Below are 17474 nucleotides of genomic sequence, written 5' to 3'. Positions count from 1 at the left end.
CGGCTCTCTTCTCTCGGGGTCTTGCGGGGATGGGGATGTGCTGGGGATGTGGGGGAGGTCAGGGGGAGCGAGGGGTACTCAGGCGGTGACGCGGAAAGCGGAGAACACGGCCGTCCCGGCGTGCCCCTTGCCCTCCGGCGCGCCCGCGAACAGGCCGAGCAGCGCGCCGACCCAGCGCCAGGGGGTGGCGGCGAACTCCGGGCCGAGCGGGACCGGGACTCCGGGGCCGTCGCCGCCTTCGGAGGCGTGCTCGGAGGCGTCTTCGGAGGTGTCTTCGGAGGCGTACGAGAAGCGGCAGCGCGCGTCCGCCGTGATCTCGATCCGCAGCAGGACCCGGTCTCCGGCCACCGGCCGGGAGTGCGCCGCGTCCCGTTCCCGGTCGGCCTGGGCGGGGGCGAAGCGGTGGGTCAGCAGGACCGTGCCGTCCGGGGCCCGTTCCAGGCCGATCCAGGCGTACGCGTCGCCGAGGACCACGACCCCCGCGCGGGCCCCCGCCGCCTCGCCGTCGAGACGCAGCCCGACCTCGACCGTGCACGCCCCGGCCGGCAGCCGCTGGGTGAGGACGTGCGGCACGCTCCGCAGATCGTCGAGCCGGTCCGTACGGACACAGCCGAGGCGCAGACCGTCGCCCGCGTGCTGGGTCGCCCAGCCCTCGTCCGGGTTGGCGGTCCACTGCCACTGGCGGCCGAACCGCCCGCCGGGGAAGGTGTCGTCGACCGCCGGCCGTGAGCGCGGCTGCTCCGGCAGGTCCGGCTTGCGGTGGACGCGGACGGGCGCGCCGCCGTCGCCCAGCACCGGCCAGCCGTCCGGGCCCCAGCGCATCGGCTGGAGGTGGACGAGCCGGCCGTGCGCGCCCGACTGCTGGAAGTGCAGGAACCAGTCCTCGCCGCGCTGGGTGCGCACCCAGCCGCCCTGGTGGGGGCCGTTGACGTCGGTGTCGCCCTGCGCGAGCACGGTCCGCTCCTCGTACGGGCCGTGGAACGACCGTGACCGGAAGGCGCCCTGCCAGCCGGTGGCCACGCCCCCGGCCGGGGCGAGGATCCAGAACCAGCCGTCGTGCCGGTACAGCTTCGGGCCCTCCAGGGTGAACCAGCCCGGGATCAGGTCGGCGTCCACGAGGACCCGGCCCTCGTCGAGGACCTTCGCGCCGTCGGGGCTCATCCGGTGCCCGGTGAGCCGGTTGTTGAACCCGGCGCGGGACCTGGCCCAGCCGTGCACGAGGTACGCCTCCCCGGACTCCTCGTCCCAGAGAGGGCAGGCGTCGATCAGGCCGAGCCCGGACTTCACCAGGTGCGGGACGGTCCACGGTCCGCGCACCGAAGGGGCGTTGACCTGGAAGATCCCGTGATCGGGGTCGCCCCAGAAGATCCAGAACCGTCCGTCGTGGTGGCGCAGCGACGGCGCCCAGACCCCGCGGTCGTGCCGGGGCGCGGTGAACGCGGCGGCCGGTTCGAGCCGCTCCAGGGCGTGGCCCACGATCGTCCAGTTGACGAGGTCCCGGGAGTGGAGCAGCGGAAGCCCGGGGGCGCGGCCGAAGCTGGACGCCGTCAGGTAGTAGTCCTCGCCGACCCGGACGACGTCCGGGTCCGACCAGTCGGCCGCGAGGACCGGATTGCGGTACGTACCGTCGCCCAGGTCGCCGGTGGCGGCCGGCGGGGCTGCCGACGTGGCCGCCGACGGGGCCGCCGTACGGGCTCCGCTCACGACGCCACCGCCTTGCGGACCAGGGCCGCGGCGCCGGCCCGGTCGAGCCGGCCTTCGGCGACGACGGTCACCACCCGCCGTACGCACGTCTCCCCGGCGGGCACCGGCAGCCGGCCGTCGTGGGCGAGGGACGACCCCACGCCCGGGTACTCGGCGGCCCGCACGAACCACGGGTCGCGGCGGGTCGTCTCCGTCGCCCCGGCGAAGACCAGGGTCCAGCCCTCGCCCGCGAGGGCCACCCAGTCCGAGCGGGCGCCGTGCACCGCCAACTCGCCGTCGGCGTCCGGGGCCGCCCCGAAGACCGCGGGCGCGGAGGTCTCCTCGGGCGCGCGGGGCGCGCGCCAGAAGAACCCGCCGTACGCCGCGCCCGGCCGGCCGTTCGTCGCGGGGCTGCCGATCGACAGGTCCCGCCCCGACACGTTGGCGAGGGAGAAGGTGAGGTCGAGGGCCCAGGCGGAGTCCGTGAGGGCGGTGGCCGCCACGGTCCGGTGCTCGCGCAGGAGCCGCTCGCCCCCCGCCCACCAGGACAGCTCCTCGACGAAGCCGTCCGGGTCGCACAGCTTGAACCCGTCGTGCCGCTGCACACCGTGGTTGTCGAGCTCGACCGAACCGCGGTCGCGGACGAAGGTGCGCCCGCCCCAGAAGTTGTGGCCCGCGACGTCGGCGACGGCGACCCCCGCGCCCAGGTGGTGCGGGTGGTCCTCGGGCACGGTCTCGGTCACCACCCGCCCGCCGAGGGTGGTCACGGGGTGCAGATACGGCCGGGGCGCGTGGTCGGCGGCCAGCGCGGGCCGGGTCGTGTAGCGGGCGACGGTGCGGCCCGCGCAGCGCAGGAGGGTGGGCGGCTCGGCGGTCATCGGGCCTCCGCCCGGGTCGACGGCGCCCAGACGGCGCCGAGTTCGGAGAAGAGCCGCAGCTCGTCGGCGCTCGCGTCGACCAGGGCGTCGATCCCGTCGACGACCCGGCGCGGCGCGCTCTCGCCGGGCTCGGTGCGCCAGTGCGCGGCGGGCACCTCCAGCGGATCCGGGGCCGTACGGACCGCCTCGACGACCCGCATGAAGGCGCCGGTCGCCGCCGGGGGCACCCACAGCGGCTCGCCGTCCGTCACATGGGCGACGAGGTTCTCCAGGAGGTCGGTCCGCCCGTACTCGGTCTCGTCGGGTCCGTGCCCGGCCCGCTGCACGAGGACCCGGTCCTGCCGGTACCAGAAGGTGATGCGGCCCTGGCTGCCGTGGACGACGACGTACGGCTCCGAGGACTTCTCGGCGCAGAGCGTCGCCGCCACCGTCACCGGGGTGCCGGCCGCGGTCATGACCCGGACGCAGGACGTGTCGTCGGACTCGATGGCGTGGGCGTGGAGCAGTTCGGTCTCGATGTGCTCGACGTCCTCGGCGCGGGGGGAGCCGGAGAGGGCGAGCGCGGTGGCGACGGCGTGCGCGAGGGGGTTGGTGAGCGCCCCGTCGACGACGTCGACGCCGCCGAGCCGCCGGTGGCCGGCCCAGGGCGCGCGCCGGAAGTAGGCCTCGTCGCGGACCCAGGCTCCGGCGGCGCCGACCCCGAGGAGTTCGCCGATCGCGCCCTCCTCGACCATCCGGCGGATCGCGGGGACGGCGTGCGAGCCGAGCGACTGGAAGCCGATCTGACAGGCCACCCCGGCCTCGGCGACGCCGTCGGCCATCCTGCGGAACTCCGCGAACGACGGTGCGGGTGGCTTCTCCAGGAGGATGTGCGCCCCGTGCCGGGCGGCTGTGAGGGTCATGTCGGTGTGGGTCTGGATGGGGGTGCTGAGGACGGCGATCCGGGCGCCGGTGGCGGCGAGGAGCGCCTCGAAGTCGGCGGACTGCGCCGGGTCTCCGATGCCGTCGAGCTCGGCCGCGTCGAGCGGGCGCAGTTCGCAGACCCCGGCGAGCCGGACGAGTCCGCGCTCTTCGAGGCGGCGGATGTTGAGGAGGTGGCTGCGGCCGTGGCCGCGGGCGCCGGCGAGGACGACCGGCAGCGGGGTGCGGGTGGGTGCGGTGTTCATGACTTCCTTGTGTGCCTTACTCGTCGAGTTGCCGCTCATCCCTTCACCGCCCCGGCGCTGAAGCCGGTGACCAGCCACTTCTGGATGAAGGCGAAGACGATGACGACGGGGACGGCGGCGATGACGCCGCCCGCCGCGAGCGCGCCGAGGTCGACGCTGTCGGCGCCCATGAGGGTGTTGAGGCCGACGGGGATCGTCTGCTTGTCCTGGCTGCTGAGGAACATCAGGGCGAACAGGAAGTGGTTCCAGGCGTGGACGAAGGCGAAGGAGCCGACGGCGACCAGGCCGGGCCGCAGCAGCGGCAGGACGACGATCCGGAAGGCGTGGAAGCGGTTGCAGCCGTCGACCCAGGCGGCCTCCTCCAGGGAGTACGGCACGTTCCTGATGAAGCCGCTGATGAGGATCATCGACAGCGGGAGCTGGAAGACGGTCTCGGCGATGACGACCGAGCCGAGGGAGTTGATCATCCGGAGCTCGGCGAAGATCTGGAAGAGCGGCACGAGCAGCAGGGCGCCGGGCACGAACTGCGAGCAGAGCAGGGCCAGCATGAAGCCCTTCTTGATCCGGAAGTCGAAGCGGGCGAGCGCGTAGCCGCCGGCCAGCGCGACGACGGTGGTCATGACGAGCACCGCGACGCCGATGAGCAGGCTGTTCTGGAAGAAGACGCCGAAGCTGCGGTCCGTCCACACCTTCTCGAAGTGGTCGGTGGTCATCGGCCACGGCAGGAGCGAGGTGGATCCGGCCGGCCGCACCGCGAACAGGAGGATCCAGTAGAACGGGACGAGGGTGAAGACGAGGTAGATCCCGAGGGGCAGATAGATCTGCCAGCGGGGGACCTCGTCCCAGGCCGGCCGGCGCTTGCGGCCGGCGGCCGGCGGGGTCCGGTCGGGGGGCGGTGGTGCCTGCGCGGCCCCCGGGGCGGGGACGGCGGTCAGGGTGGACTCGGCTGTCACTTGCCGTCGCCTCCGAACTTGCTCAGGCGCAGATAGACCATCGAGCAGAAGAGAAGGATCACGAACGCCACCGTGGTGAGGGCGGAGGCGTATCCGAAGTTGTGGGCGTCGACGCTGGTGTGGGCGATGTACAGCGGGAGGGTGGTCGTCTCGCCCGCGGGGCCGCCGCCGGTCAGGGTGTAGAGCAGGTCGACGTTGTTGAACTCCCACACCGCGCGCAGCAGCGTGGACAGCACGATCGCGTCCCGGATGTGGGGCAGCGTGATGTGCAGGAACTGGCGGATCCGGCCCGCCCCGTCGACCTCGGCCGCCTCGTACAGGTCCTTCGGTACGGACTGGAGGTCGGCCAGGATGAGGATGGCGAAGAAGGGCACCCCGCGCCAGAGGTCGGCGACGATCGCCGCGGGGAAGACGGTCGAGGTGTCGGAGAGCAGGGACGTGCCGTACTCGCCGATGCCCAGGTCCGCCAGGTAACGCGTGATGCCGGTCTGGGAGTTGTAGAGCAGCACCCAGATCGCGGAGGTGAGCACGCCCGAGACGGCCCACGGCGAGAAGACGAGGGCCCGGCCCAGGGCGCGGCCCACGAACGTCTGGTTGACGATCAGGGCGAGGGCGAGGCCGAAGAGCAGCTGGAGGGTGACCTCGACCACGACCCACTTCGCGCTGAAGGTCAGCGTCCCCCAGAAGTGCGGGTCGTCGGTGAGGATCCGGGTGAAGTTCTCCAGGCCCGCGAAGCCGTTCCGCCAGGGCTTGGTGGGGTTGTAGTGCTGGAGGCTGTAGTAGAAGACGCTGAGCACCGGGTAGGCGATGAAGCCCAGCATCAGCAGTCCGGCGGGGGCGATCAGGAGATACGGCAGTCGGCGGGGGGCCGATCCCGTGCGGCGGCGCCTCCGTGCCGTGTCGGCCTGGGGCGGTGAGGTCACAGCTGAGGCCATGACGGCGGCTCCGTTCTCGGTGAAGCGCTTCGCGAACGACGTTCGAGATTTCGGACAGGTGGGGCGGGGTCGGTTCTCGGACGGGCTCGGGGCGGGCGCGGGGTCGCGCTCAGGGGCGGGGCTCGGGTGGTGCCTCGGGTGGCGGGGTCAGCCCGCGTACGGATCGGGGGTGGTTCCCGGCCTGGCCAGGAACGCGAAGTCGCAGCCGGTGTCGGCCTGGGAGATCTGCTCCATGTAGAGCGCGCCGTAGCCGCGCTCGTACCGGGCCGGCGGTGGTGTCCACGCGGCCCTGCGGCGGTCCAGCTCCTCGTCCGTGACGTGCAGATGGAGGGAGCGCGCCGCGACGTCGAGGGTGATCGTATCGCCCGTACGGACGAGGGCAAGGGGTCCGCCGACATGGGACTCGGGCGCCACGTGCAGCACGCACGCCCCGTAACTCGTCCCGCTCATCCGGGCGTCGGAGATCCGGACCATGTCCTTCACCCCCTGCTCCAGGAGGTACGCGGGGATCGGCAGCATCCCGTACTCCGGCATGCCCGGCCCGCCCTTGGGGCCCGCTCCGCGCAGCACGAGGACGTGGTCGGCGGTGATGCCGAGCGCCGGGTCGTCGATCGTCCGCTGCATGGTCCGGTAGTCGTCGAAGACGACCGCGGGACCCGTGTGCTTGAGCAGCCGCGGCTCGGCCGCGATGTGCTTGACGACCGCGCCGTCCGGACAGAGGTTGCCGCGCAGCACGGCGACCCCGCCCTCGGCCGCCAGCGGTCTCGCCCGGTCGCGGATGACGTCCTCGTCGTGGACGCGGGCCCCGGCGAGCTGCTCGCGCAGCGTGGCGTGCGAGACCGTCGGCCGGTCCAGGTGCAGCACGTCCGTGAGCCGCGACAGGAACCCGGGCATCCCGCCGGCGAAGTGGAAGTCCTCCATGAGGTACCGGCCGCCGGGCCGCAGGTTCGCGAGGACCGGGACGGTCCGCGCGATACGGTCGAAGTCGTCGAGCGTCAGCTTCACCCCGGAGCGCCCGGCCATCGCGATCAGGTGGATCACCGCGTTGGTCGAGCCGCCGAGCGCCAGGACGGCGGCGACCGCGTCCTCGTACGCCTCCCGGGTCAGCAGCCGCGACAGCCGCAGGTCCTCCCGTACGAGCTCCACGATCCGCAGCCCCGAGGCCGCGGCCATCCGGTCGTGACCCGAGTCCACCGCCGGCACCGAGGAGGCGCCCGGCACGGTCACGCCCAGGGTCTCCGCGGCGGCGGTGAGCGTGGAGGCCGTCCCCATCGTCATGCAGTGCCCGGGGGAGCGGGCCAGACCGCTCTCCAGCTCGGCCATCTCGCAGTCGCCGATCCGCCCGGCGCGCTTCTCGTCCCAGTACTTCCACATGTCCGTGCCGGAGCCGAGGGTCTCCCCGCGCCAGTGGCCGGGCAGCATCGGACCGGCCGGGACGAAGACCGTCGGCAGGTCGACGGAGGCGGCGCCCATGAGCAGCGCCGGGGTCGTCTTGTCGCAGCCGCCCATCAGCACCGCCCCGTCCACCGGGTACGAGCGGAGCAACTCCTCCGTCTCCAGGGCGAGGAGGTTGCGGTAGAGCATCGGGGTCGGCTTCTGGAAGGTCTCCGAGAGGGTGGAGACCGGGAACTCCAGCGGGAAGCCGCCGGCCTGCCACACGCCCCGCTTCACGGCCTGCGCGCGGTCGCGGAGGTGGACGTGGCACGGGTTGATGTCGGACCAGGTGTTGAGGATCGCGATCACCGGCTTGCCGAGGTGCTCCTCCGGCAGGTAGCCGAGCTGGCGGGTCCTGGCCCGGTGGCTGAACGAACGCAGCCCGTCCGTGCCGTACCACTGGTGACTGCGCAGGTCCTCGGGTCTCCTCGTCACATCGGCCACCCGGCGGCTATCGCGGCGACCTCGGCCCGCTCGCTCTCGGGGAGTTCGCGGCTCGGCGGGCGGATGTCGCGGCGGCACAGGCCGAGGGAGGCGAGGGCCTCCTTGACCACGGTCACGTTGTCGGCGCTGCCGTTCGCCGCGCGCAGCTCCTCGAAACGGCGGATCCGCTCCCACACCTTCATCGCGGTCGGATAGTCGCCGGCCCGCAGCGCGTGCAGCATCTCCAGGGAGAGCGCGGGGGAGACGTTGACGAGGCCGGAGGTGAAGCCCGTCGCGCCGCTCGCGAAGTACGAGGGGGCGTACGGCTCGGCGAGCCCCGCCACCCACACGAACCGGTCGAGGCCCGCGTCCCGGGCGAAGCCCGCGAACCGGGACGCGTCCGGGACGGCGTACTTCACCCCGACGACGTTCGGGCAGGCGGCGCCGAGCTCGGCGAGCCGGGCGCCGCTCAGGAGCGGGTTGCGGAGGTACGGGACGACACCGAGCTCCGGCACGGCCTCGGCGATGGCCCGGTGGTAGTCGACCCAGCCGCTCTCGGAGACGTACGGGTGGACGGGCTGGTGGACCATCAGCATGTGGGCCCCGGCGGCGCGGGCGTGCCGGGCGGCCTCGACGGCCGTCGGCACGTCGTGGCCGACGCCGACCAGGATCACGGCGCGGTCCCCGGCCTCCTCGACGGTCGCCTCGGTGAGGGAGCGGCGCTCCTCGGGGGTGAGGGCGTAGAACTCGCCGGTGTTGCCGTTCGGCGTGAGGGTGCGGACGCCGCCGTCGAGGAGGCGGCGCAGCAGCGCGCGGTGCGCCGCGGTGTCGACCGAGCCGTCCTCGGCGAACGGGGTGACGGGGATGGCCACCACGTCGGCGAGGGCGGCCCTCAGGGTCTCGAACTCCATGCTCACGGGGTGCTCACTCGCTGTTCAGGGGGGAGTGGGGAAAGGCGCGCTCGACGAACGACGCGATGTGGTCGTGCACGGCCCGGCCGGCGCCTTCGGCATCGCCCGCGACGGCGAGCCGCAGGATCTCCTCGTGCTCCGCGGCCTCGCGCTCCCAGGAGGGGACGGCGGCCCAGGCGACCGTGGAGACCAGGGCGGCCTGGTCACGGACCTCGTCGAGCATCCGGCCGAGCAGCGGATTCCCGCAGGGCAGGTAGAGCGCGCGGTGGAAGTCCCGGTTGGCCAGGGACCGTTCGGCCGGGTCCTCGGCCCCGGCGGCCCGGCGCAGCGCCTCGTCCGCCGCGTCGAGCGGGGCGGCGGTGGCGACGGCGCGGCGGACCGCCTCGGGCTCCAGGAGCAGGCGCACGTCGTAGACCGCGCGGGCCATGTCCGCGTCGACCATCCGGACCGTGACGCCCTTGTACTGGCTCATCACCACGAGCCCGCTGCCCGCGAGGGTCTTGAGCGCCTCGCGCACCGGGGTCTTCGACACCCCGAAGCGCGCGGCGAGTTCGGTCTCCACGAGCGCCTGGCCGGGTCTGAGCCCTCCGGTGAGGATGTCGTGCTTGATCGCTTCCAGGACGTACTGGGTGCGGGACGGGATGGGGCTGGGGGCGAAGGCCATGGAGCACTCTCAGATCTCGTGTATCGCGTCTCATATATGACGTACGAAGTGCAACGGGCATGAAGTTAGGGGGGCGTTCGTGTTTCGTCAATGCTTCGCGCAAACGCTTTCTACGGGGCTGGTCCACCGTTTTGTTTTCTGGGATAACTATTGGGGGCTCGGTGCAGCCCCTCCTCGCTCGTTGCGGCCCCTCCTCCCTCGGTGCGGCCTCCACCTCACCCCACCTCCAAGGACCCGCATGAAGTTCACCGACGGCTTCTGGCTGATGCGCGAGGGTGTCCACGCCTCGTACGCCACCGAAGTCCGCGACCTGCGCACCGAAGCCGACCGCTTCACCGCCTACGCCTCCGTCAAGCGGGTCGCCACCCGCGGCGACACGCTGAACTCGGCCCTCCTCACCGTGGAGTGCCACGCTCCCGCCGAGGGCGTCATCGGGGTCCGCGTCACCCACCACGCCGGAAAGGCCCACCGGGGACCGGACTTCGCCCTCGCGGAGGGCGGGACCGGAGCCGGGAAGGTCACGGTGGACGGTCCGGTCGTCGAGCTCGCCTCCGGCCCGCTGCGGCTGCGCCTCGACCGCTCCGCGCCCTGGACGCTGCACTTCCACGAGGACGACGGCCGCGCCCTCACCGCGTCCGGCCGCAAGGGCACCGCCTTCGTCACCACCGCCGACGGCTCCCACCACATGGCGGTCCAGCTCGCGCTCGGCGTCGGCGAACAGATCTACGGCCTCGGCGAGCGCTTCACCCCCTTCGTGCGGAACGGGCAGAGCGTCGACATCTGGCAGGCCGACGGCGGCACCAGCAGCGAACAGGCCTACAAGAACATCCCGTTCTACCTCTCCTCCCGCGGCTACGGCGTCTTCGTCGACCACCCCGGCCGGGTCTCCTTCGAGGTCGGATCCGAGGCCGTCGGCCAGGTCCAGTTCAGCGTCGAGGACCAGACCCTGGAGTACCTCGTCGTGGCGGGCCCGACGCCCAAGGACGTCCTCGCCCGCTACACCGCGCTCACCGGCCGCCCGGCGCTGCCCCCGCCGTGGTCCTTCGGCCTCTGGCTCACCACCTCCTTCACCACCCGCTACGACGAGGAGACCGTCACCTCCTTCGTCGACGGCATGGCGGAGCGCGGCATCCCGCTCTCCGTCTTCCACTTCGACTGCTTCTGGATGCGCGAGTACCAGTGGTCGGACTTCGCCTGGGACCCCGAGACCTTCCCCGACCCGGCGGGCATGCTGACCCGCCTGAAGGCGCGCGGCCTGCGCGTCGGCATGTGGATCAACCCGTACATCGCACAGAAGTCCCCCCTCTTCGAGGAAGGCAGAGAGCGGGGCTGTCTACTCAAGCGACCGAACGGCGACATCTGGCAGTGGGACCTCTGGCAACCCGGCATGGCCCTGGTCGACTTCACCAATCCCGAGGCCAGGACCTGGTTCCAGGACAAGCTGCGCCCGCTGCTCGCGCAGGGCGTCGACTGCTTCAAGACCGACTTCGGCGAGCGCGTCCCCACCGACGTCGTCTGGCACGACGGCTCGGACCCCGAGCGGATGCACAACTACTACGCCCAGCTCTACAACCGGACCGTCTTCGAGCTCCTGGAGGAGGAGCGCGGCACCGGCGAGGCCGTCCTCTTCGCCCGCTCGGCGACCGCCGGCGGCCAGCAGTTCCCCGTCCACTGGGGCGGCGACTGCTGGGCCTCCTTCGAGGCCATGGCCGAGTCGCTGCGCGGCGGACTCTCGCTCTCCCTCAGCGGCTTCGGCTTCTGGAGCCACGACATCGGCGGCTTCGAGGGGACGCCGGAACCCGAGGTCTTCACGCGGTGGCTCGCCTTCGGCCTGCTCTCCTCGCACAGCAGGCTGCACGGCAGCGACTCGTACCGGGTGCCGTGGGAGTTCGGCGAGGCGGCCGTCGAGGTCGCGCGCCGCTTCACCCGGCTCAAGCACCGGCTCATGCCGTACCTGTACGGGGCGGCCGCCGAGGCCCACGCCACGGGCGTCCCCGTCATGCGGCCCATGCTCCTGGAGTTCCCCGACGACCCGGCCTGCCGGACCCTGGACCGGCAGTACATGCTCGGCCCCGACCTGCTCGTGGCGCCGGTGATGAGCCCCGGCGGCGAGGTCGAGGTGTACGTCCCCGAGGGGGAGTGGACCCACCTCCTCACCGGCGAGACGGTCACCGGCCCCGGCTGGCGCCACGAGACCCACGGCCTCCACAGCCTCCCGCTGTACGTCCGCCCCGGCGCCGTCCTGCCCCTCGGCGCCGACGACTCCCGCCCGGACGGCGACTGGCTCGACGGCCTGACGCTGCTCGTGACCCCGGGCACCCCCGGCACCGAGACCACCGTCACGATCCCGGACCACCGCGGCGCCCCCGCGGCGGTCTACCGGGTGACCCGCACTCCGGACGGCCCGCGCGTGGAGGCGACCGGTACGGACCTGCCGTACGCGGTGAGGACTCTCGGACCAGGAGGTGTCGAGAACGGGAACTGACCCAATCCGGGTGGGGGATGTGTTCACAGGGGCTGTGCCCGGAGTCTCGGCTACAGTGCCCCGGGAACCGGCCGGAGCTACGCCGAGTAGCCGCGATGCGCCGGCGGACAACAGGAGCAAGCCATGAAGTTCCGGGCCCATGTCGAGCCGCCCGAGCCCATGCGGGGCCTGGAGGTTCCGCCCGAGGTGGTAGCAGCGCTCGGCGGGGGCGCGCGACCGCCGGTGACGATCACGGTCAACGGGCATTCCTGGAAGAGCCGGGTCGCCATCCTGCGCGGCCGCCACCTGCTCGGCCTCAGCAACGCCAACCGGCAGGCCGCGGGTGTCTCGATCGGCGACGAGGTCGAGGTCGTACTGGAGCTCGACACCGAGCCGCGCGTCGTCGTCGAGCCTGCGGACTTCACTCAGGCTCTGGACGACGACCCGGTCGCCCGCGCCGCCTACGACAACCTCTCGTACAGCCACAAGCGCGAGCACGTGCGAGCCATCGAGAGCGCGAAGAAGCCCGAGACGCGCCTTCGGCGCATCGAGAAGGCCATCGCCACACTGCGGGGCTGACCCCCGAAAGCAGGACTCCGTCGGCTACGGGATCGCCGCCTCCGTCGTCACCAGGGCGACGTACTCCAGGCAGACGGCGAACGTGGTGTGTCCCGTGGCCGCGGTGTGCGCCGCACACCCGACCGCACCGGTCCCGGGCCCCGGTGTCGGCTCCGACTCCCACGCGCACCCGCCGTCCAGACACCTCGCGGTCATGGTGAGCTCGGACTCCGGTCCGGCGTGCTGGACCATGCGGTAGACCGGCGCGACGGTCACCGCCGGCGTGGTCACGGCCGCTCCCGGAACGTCGACTCCGGCGTCCCGTGCGGGTGGTTGCGGATCTCGACGCGAAAGTCCGCAGCCGCCGAATGGTCGTGCTTCCGGCGGCAGTACCGCTCCCGCTCGGACGCGGCCGCGCACGTGGCACAGCCCGGCGCCGGCACGGCGGGCGGCACGGGGTCCACCGAGAGGACCACCGGAGGCTCCGGGCAGGTCTGTTGCACACGAGTCGACGCCGTGACCGGAGTGGTGAGCACGCGGATCAGTGCGCGCTCGTCCTCGGTCGGACGACGCGGCGCGGACGGTGCAGCCCTCCACGCGCTTCCCCCGCCGAGCCGTTGCAGGTGGACGAACTCGCCGTCCCAGGCGGTCACCTTCCCGAGGCGGGGCTTTCCCTCGGGTGTGTCTGCCGCCATGAACGTCCCGAGGTCGAGGACCGGGGCTGGGCGGTCGCTTTCGCGCATGAGTGCTCCTCTCCGTAGCGAATCCACTACCAGGGGCCACCAGCGTGACGTATATTCGGCAGGTCTTCAAATCTTCAACGTCTTTCTCCAAAAGGAGAGTTGTGGTCAATCGGAAGGAGCTGGACCCGGACGGCGGGCTCGCGGCGGCGTACGGCGCACGTTTGCGCAGGTTGCGAGAGGAGCGAGGCTGGAAGCAGGAGGATCTGGCGGCGCGGACCTCGTACTCGGGCAAGCATGTTTCTGCTGTCGAAACCGCCCGCAGGTCTCCAACTCTCAAATTGTCGCGAGAGATCGACTCCGCCTTTGGTCTGACGGGAACGGCCCAGTCTTTCGAGCGCGAATGGCAGAGGATGCGGGACGGGGTGCTTCTGGAGGGCTTCCCCGAGTACGTCCACTACGAGCGCCAGGCCGTCGAGATTCGCATGTTCGACATTGGGATCATTCCGGGGCTTTTCCAGACCGCCGAGTATGCAGAGGTGCTGGCGGCGTTCAACGTCGAGCGGGGGTCCGTCACGGCCGACCAGGCCGCGCAGAGGGTGGACATTCTGCGTGAGCGTCAGGAGATTCTGGAGCGGCGGCGACCGCCCATGCACTTCGCCGTGCTGGACGAGAGCTGCCTCCGCCAGATGGTCGGTGGCCCCGACGTCATGGCCGCGCAGCTCGACCGGCTCGTCGAATTGGCAGCGCGACCGTTCACGTTCGTCCAGGTGGCACCGTTCAGCATGGGGGAGAGACGTCCGTCCCACATGCCTTTGACCCTCCTGACCCTTGCCGACCGGTCCATGCTCGCCTACACCGAGGCGCAGGCCCGAGGGCGTCTGGTGCGGGAGCGCGTCACCTTGACCTACCTGAACGCGACCTATCATCGGCTTGCGGCGGAGGCACTCTCCCCTGCGGACTCACTGGCCATGATCAAGGCCCTGCGAGAGAGCATTCTGTGAGGGTCGGGTCCCCCGCCGGCTCAAGTCCTCCTACTGTGACGACGGTGGCAATTGCGTGGAGGTCGCCCACAACCTTGTTCCCACGCTCGGAGTCGTCCCCGTCCGCGACTCCAAGGTTCCGGCCGGTTCGACCTTCGCCGTCTCCGCCGCCGCCTTCGTCGACTCGGTGCGCCGTGGTCAGCGGTAGTCGTCCGGGTGGCCCTGCATCCACGTGTTGATGAAGTCGCGGGTGCCGACGAGCAGCTTCTCGTGCTTCTTCAGGTTCTCGGAGGAACTGTCGTCGGCCAGCGTCTTGTTGAGCTCGGCGATCTTCTGGATCGGTTCGGGGAAGTGTCCGGGCCCCTTGGGGGTCGGCCTTCATCGCCCCGTCCAGCTCCTGGAGTTCCTTGTGGACGCGGCCGAGGAAGTCGGCGCAGTCCTTCGCGCAGGATTCGTCACGCGTGGCCTGGAGGGTGGCGAAGGCGCCACGGACATCCTCGCCGGAGGACGGCGCGAGCGAGCCGGTCGTGGCCGATGCCGCCGCGCCAAGGCCCGCCGCCGAACGGTCGGGCTCCGGTGTCGTGCCGCAGGAGACGGCGAGCGCGGCGAGCGCCGTCGCGACCAGGGCGACGCGACGTAAGGATGACGTGCGGGTCATGGTGGGCCCCAGGTAGACGATCACGGGTGCCTACCTACCTCCCGCACGCTGAGAAGAGGCGTCCCGCCGGGCCACGAGGCCCTGGCGGGACGCCCCATGCGCCGCGCTTCCTGGTCCTTCAGCCGGTGAAGGCGACGTGCGCGAGGCGCAGCGGCCCGCGCAGTTCGACGCGGAGGTCCGTCACGTCCCGGACGTGACAGGGCGCCCCCACGGTGGTGTGGTCGTACGGGCCGTCCGTGGGCCCCACCGTCACGCGGGCCAGCGCGGCCGTCCCCGTACCGGCGTAGAACGTCACCTCGCCCGCCCCCGCGGCCGTCACGGTCAGTTCCGTGACGCCGTCGCCGAAGTCGCAGGCACGGAAGAGGAGCGTGCCGGGCACGTCCGGATCGGCCGGGGTCACCGCGTCGCCGGAGACCCGGGAGCGGTCGACGATCACGGTCGCGGTCTGCTCGTCGTAGTCGACGGCCGCCAGGCCCGTCTCCCGTACCGGACGCGGCCCGGGCGCCGTACCCGGCACCTCGACGCGGACCGTGCGGCGCACGTCGGCGCTGGAGGTTCCCGCGAGGATCTCGTATTGCCCCGGGTCCACCGCCCACCGGCTGTGGGCCACGTCCCAGAAGCCGAGCGCCGCCACCGGCACGGTGAAGGAGAGCGCGGTGGGCGCGCCGGGCGTGAGGTGGACCCGTTCGTGGGCGAGGAGTTCACGGTGCGGCCGTGGCACGGAGGGCGCCACGGCCCGCCCGTACACCTGGACGACCTCGTCCGATGCGACGGCGCCGGTGTTGGTGACGGTGCAGGAGATCCGCATCTCCTCGCCGTCGACAGCGGCCGTCAGCCCCTCGTACCGGACGGTGGTGTACGTCAGGCCGTGCCCGAACGGAAACAGCGGGACGCCGTCGAAATACAGGTACGTCTGGCGGCCGCCGATCACGTCGTAGTCGAGCATCCCCGGCAGGTCGGCGTCCGCCGCGTACCAGGTCTGCGGGAGTCGGCCCGCCGGGGAGACGTCCCCGGCCAGCGTCCGGGCGAGGGCCGTGCCCGCCGCCTGGCCGCCGTGCGCCGTCCAGAGGAGCGCCGGGAGGGTCGCGGCCGCCTCCGGGACCGCGTACGGGTAGGAGGAGACGAGGACGAGCGCCGTCCGGGGGTTCGTGGCGTGCGCGGCCCGCCACAGCCGGTCCTGCTGGGCGGGGAGCGCGAGCGTCGTACGGTCCTCGGTCTCCCGCCCGTTGACGTGCGGGTCGTTCCCCGCGACGACGATCACCACGTCCGCGCCGGCCGCGGCCCGGGCGACCGCCTCCTCGCCCCGCTCGACCGTCTCGACCGAGAACACCTCGGCGGATTCGCGGTCGGCGGCAACCTTCACGCCGTCGGCGGCGACAGAGACGTAGCCACCCGTCCCCAGGTGCAGAAGGAGGTGTCTGTCAGCGTGTGCGTCGCCGAGTCCGTCGCCCTGGGCTTCAAGACGGAACGTCTCCTGGACGACCCAGCCGCCGGGTTCGTCGGCCGAGGCGCGGACGAACCCGTCCTCGGCGACCGAGAGGTACCGGCCGTCGGGGGCGCGCAGGGTCAGCACCCCGTCGCCCCAGTCGATCAGGGCCAGTTCGGAGCCCTCCGCGTCGGCGGTCAGCGGCGGCAGGTCGGTGCGGCCGGCGAGCAGCGCCGGGTCGAGAGCCCCCTCCGTGACTCGTGCCTCGGCCTCCGCCCCGCTCTCCGGCACCCGCAGCCACGTGCCCGACGCGGTACGCAGCCGGATCCGGTCCACCCCCTCGGCGAAGCTCACCCGCTCCGGCCCGAACCGCTCCCGCAGCCCGGCGAGCGGGGTGGAGCGGTGCAGCAGCGAACCGCTGTACCAGTCCAGCTTGCAGGCGTCGGCGAGGAGACCGACGACGGCGATCCGGACCCCCTCCGTCGCCGCGATCGGCAGGAGCGGGCGCTCCTCGCCGACCGGCGGCTCGTTCCTGAGGAGCACGATCGCCGCCTCGGCCGCCTCGCGGGCCAGCTCCCGGTGCTCGGGGGTGTCGAACCGGCTCTCCTCCGCGTACGGATCGAGGTCCGGGTCGAACTCGCCGAGGAGGTACCGCACGGTCAACTGCCGCCGCACCGCCCGGTCGACGTCCGCCCGGTCGATCAGGCCGCGCTCCAGGGCCCCCCGCAGTCGGCCCAGGATCACCGAGGCGTCCGTCCCGTGGTCGGTGAACGAGTCGACCCCGGCGCGCAGCGCCGCCGCCACGGCCTCCTCGTGCGTGGCGAAGTACGCCTGCGAGTCGGCGAGGTTCGACGGGGCTCCCGCGTCGGAGCAGACGAGCAGCTCCTGGTCCGTCCAGCGCCGCAACTCCTCCTCCAGGTACGGGGAGAGGTGGTTCGGGCGCCCGTTGACCAGGTTGTACGCGGGCATCACCCCGGCCACCGCACCCGCCTCGACGGCGCCCCGGAACGCCCGCAGGTCGTACTCGTGCAGGACCCGGGGGCGTACGGACGCGGAGGAAGTGTCGCGCTCCGCCTCGTTGTTGTGGGCCAGCCAGTGCTTGAGGACCGGGGCGGTACGCCAGTACACCGGGTGGTCGCCGCGCAGCCCGCGGGTGAACGCGGTGGCGATCGCGGAGGTCAGCGTCGGGTCCTCCGCGTACCCCTCCTCGCCGCGGCCCCACAGGGGGTTGCGCAGCAGATTCACCGTCGGCGCCCAGACGTTGAGGCCGACCCGGCCGTCCTTGGCGCGCATCGCCCGCGCCTCGCGGGACACCGCCTCGCCGACCCGGCGCACCAGCTCCGGGTGCCAGCTCGCCCCGAGCCCCACGGCCTGCGGGAACACGGTCGCGGGACCCATCCAGGCGACACCGTGCAGGGTTTCCTGTCCGGTGCGGAAGGCGGCGAGCCCCAGACGCTCGACGCCGGGCGTGAACTGGTGCAGCAGGGCCAGGCGTTCGTCGGCGGTGAGCCGGTCGAGCAGATCGTCGACGCGCCGGGCGACGGGAAGGGCCGGGTCACGGAAGGGCGGCCGGTGTGCGGTCACGTGCGAGTCCCTTGGCAGAGGAGTGAGGGAAAGCTTTCGAAGCGCTTCGATGCTCCGTGGGCGGGAAGCGGGTG

Annotated in this window: 14 protein-coding genes and 1 pseudogene; 4 read left to right on the top strand and 11 right to left on the bottom strand. The window is 72.4% G+C overall.

The features are described 5' to 3' along the window. Positions 1–78 precede the first annotated feature (78 nt). The 8 genes from ACFC0G_RS32240 to ACFC0G_RS32205 all read right to left on the bottom strand — a co-directional run bounded on the left by ACFC0G_RS32240 (position 79) and on the right by ACFC0G_RS32205 (position 9047). Positions 79–1635: a family 43 glycosylhydrolase gene (locus ACFC0G_RS32240; RefSeq protein WP_376410224.1), complete on the bottom strand. Its 1557-nt coding sequence runs from the start codon at positions 1633–1635 to the stop codon at positions 79–81. Between the two features lie 65 nt (positions 1636–1700). Continuing rightward, positions 1701–2561, bottom strand: coding sequence for a PmoA family protein (locus ACFC0G_RS32235; protein ID WP_376410129.1), 861 nt, complete (start codon positions 2559–2561; stop codon positions 1701–1703). After that, positions 2558–3727, bottom strand: coding sequence for a Gfo/Idh/MocA family protein (locus ACFC0G_RS32230; RefSeq protein WP_376410126.1), 1170 nt, complete (start codon positions 3725–3727; stop codon positions 2558–2560). Before ACFC0G_RS32230 ends, ACFC0G_RS32235 begins: the two co-directional genes overlap by 4 nt. A 35-nt stretch (positions 3728–3762) precedes the next feature. After that, positions 3763–4662, bottom strand: coding sequence for a carbohydrate ABC transporter permease (locus ACFC0G_RS32225; RefSeq protein WP_376410221.1), 900 nt, complete (start codon positions 4660–4662; stop codon positions 3763–3765). Between the two features lie 14 nt (positions 4663–4676). Continuing rightward, on the bottom strand, positions 4677–5615 hold the full coding sequence (locus tag ACFC0G_RS32220) for a carbohydrate ABC transporter permease (protein ID WP_376410123.1): 939 nt from the start codon (positions 5613–5615) through the stop codon (positions 4677–4679). 147 nt (positions 5616–5762) lie between these two features. Further along, positions 5763–7484: an L-arabinonate dehydratase gene (gene araD, locus ACFC0G_RS32215; protein ID WP_376410120.1), complete on the bottom strand. Its 1722-nt coding sequence runs from the start codon at positions 7482–7484 to the stop codon at positions 5763–5765. Then, the gene (locus tag ACFC0G_RS32210; protein ID WP_376410218.1) at positions 7481–8383 is read right to left on the bottom strand and encodes a dihydrodipicolinate synthase family protein; all 903 of its coding nucleotides are present in this window, start codon (positions 8381–8383) and stop codon (positions 7481–7483) included. The genes araD and ACFC0G_RS32210 overlap by 4 nt, the downstream gene beginning before the upstream one ends. A 13-nt stretch (positions 8384–8396) precedes the next feature. Then, on the bottom strand, positions 8397–9047 hold the full coding sequence (locus tag ACFC0G_RS32205) for a GntR family transcriptional regulator (RefSeq protein WP_376410117.1): 651 nt from the start codon (positions 9045–9047) through the stop codon (positions 8397–8399). Between the two features lie 238 nt (positions 9048–9285). Here ACFC0G_RS32205 and yicI point away from each other — a divergent pair, with 238 nt between their 5' ends. Beyond that, entirely contained in the window at positions 9286–11532 is a 2247-nt protein-coding gene (yicI, locus tag ACFC0G_RS32200; RefSeq protein WP_376410114.1) for an alpha-xylosidase, read from the top strand. A 123-nt stretch (positions 11533–11655) separates the two neighbouring features. Then, on the top strand, positions 11656–12090 hold the full coding sequence (locus ACFC0G_RS32195) for a YdeI/OmpD-associated family protein (protein WP_376410111.1): 435 nt from the start codon (positions 11656–11658) through the stop codon (positions 12088–12090). 24 nt (positions 12091–12114) lie between these two features. Here the strand turns inward: ACFC0G_RS32195 and ACFC0G_RS32190 are convergent, their stop codons facing one another. Next, complete coding sequence (locus ACFC0G_RS32190; protein WP_376410108.1) at positions 12115–12360, bottom strand: hypothetical protein; 246 nt, start codon at positions 12358–12360, stop codon at positions 12115–12117. Beyond that, a complete protein-coding gene (locus ACFC0G_RS32185) occupies positions 12357–12812 on the bottom strand; it encodes a hypothetical protein (protein WP_376410105.1) in 456 nt (151 codons plus the stop codon). The genes ACFC0G_RS32190 and ACFC0G_RS32185 overlap by 4 nt, the downstream gene beginning before the upstream one ends. A gap of 101 nt (positions 12813–12913) precedes the next feature. Between ACFC0G_RS32185 and ACFC0G_RS32180 the strand changes: the two genes are divergently transcribed. Both ACFC0G_RS32180 and ACFC0G_RS32175 read left to right on the top strand, forming a co-directional pair. Further along, on the top strand, positions 12914–13753 hold the full coding sequence (locus tag ACFC0G_RS32180) for a Scr1 family TA system antitoxin-like transcriptional regulator (RefSeq protein WP_376410102.1): 840 nt from the start codon (positions 12914–12916) through the stop codon (positions 13751–13753). Between the two features lie 34 nt (positions 13754–13787). Further along, positions 13788–13940 (top strand): annotated as a pseudogene (locus tag ACFC0G_RS32175) (DUF397 domain-containing protein); the annotation flags it as partial. Positions 13941–14508: 568 nt separating this feature from the next. Here the strand turns inward: ACFC0G_RS32175 and ACFC0G_RS32170 are convergent. Next, the gene (locus tag ACFC0G_RS32170) at positions 14509–17400 is read right to left on the bottom strand and encodes a glycoside hydrolase family 3 C-terminal domain-containing protein (RefSeq protein WP_376410099.1); all 2892 of its coding nucleotides are present in this window, start codon (positions 17398–17400) and stop codon (positions 14509–14511) included. Positions 17401–17474 lie beyond the last annotated feature (74 nt).

The sequence above is a fragment of the Streptomyces sp. NPDC056169 genome (assembly GCF_042268445.1).
Classification (GTDB): domain Bacteria; phylum Actinomycetota; class Actinomycetes; order Streptomycetales; family Streptomycetaceae; genus Streptomyces.
This window is presented reverse-complemented; position numbering and strand designations above follow the sequence as displayed.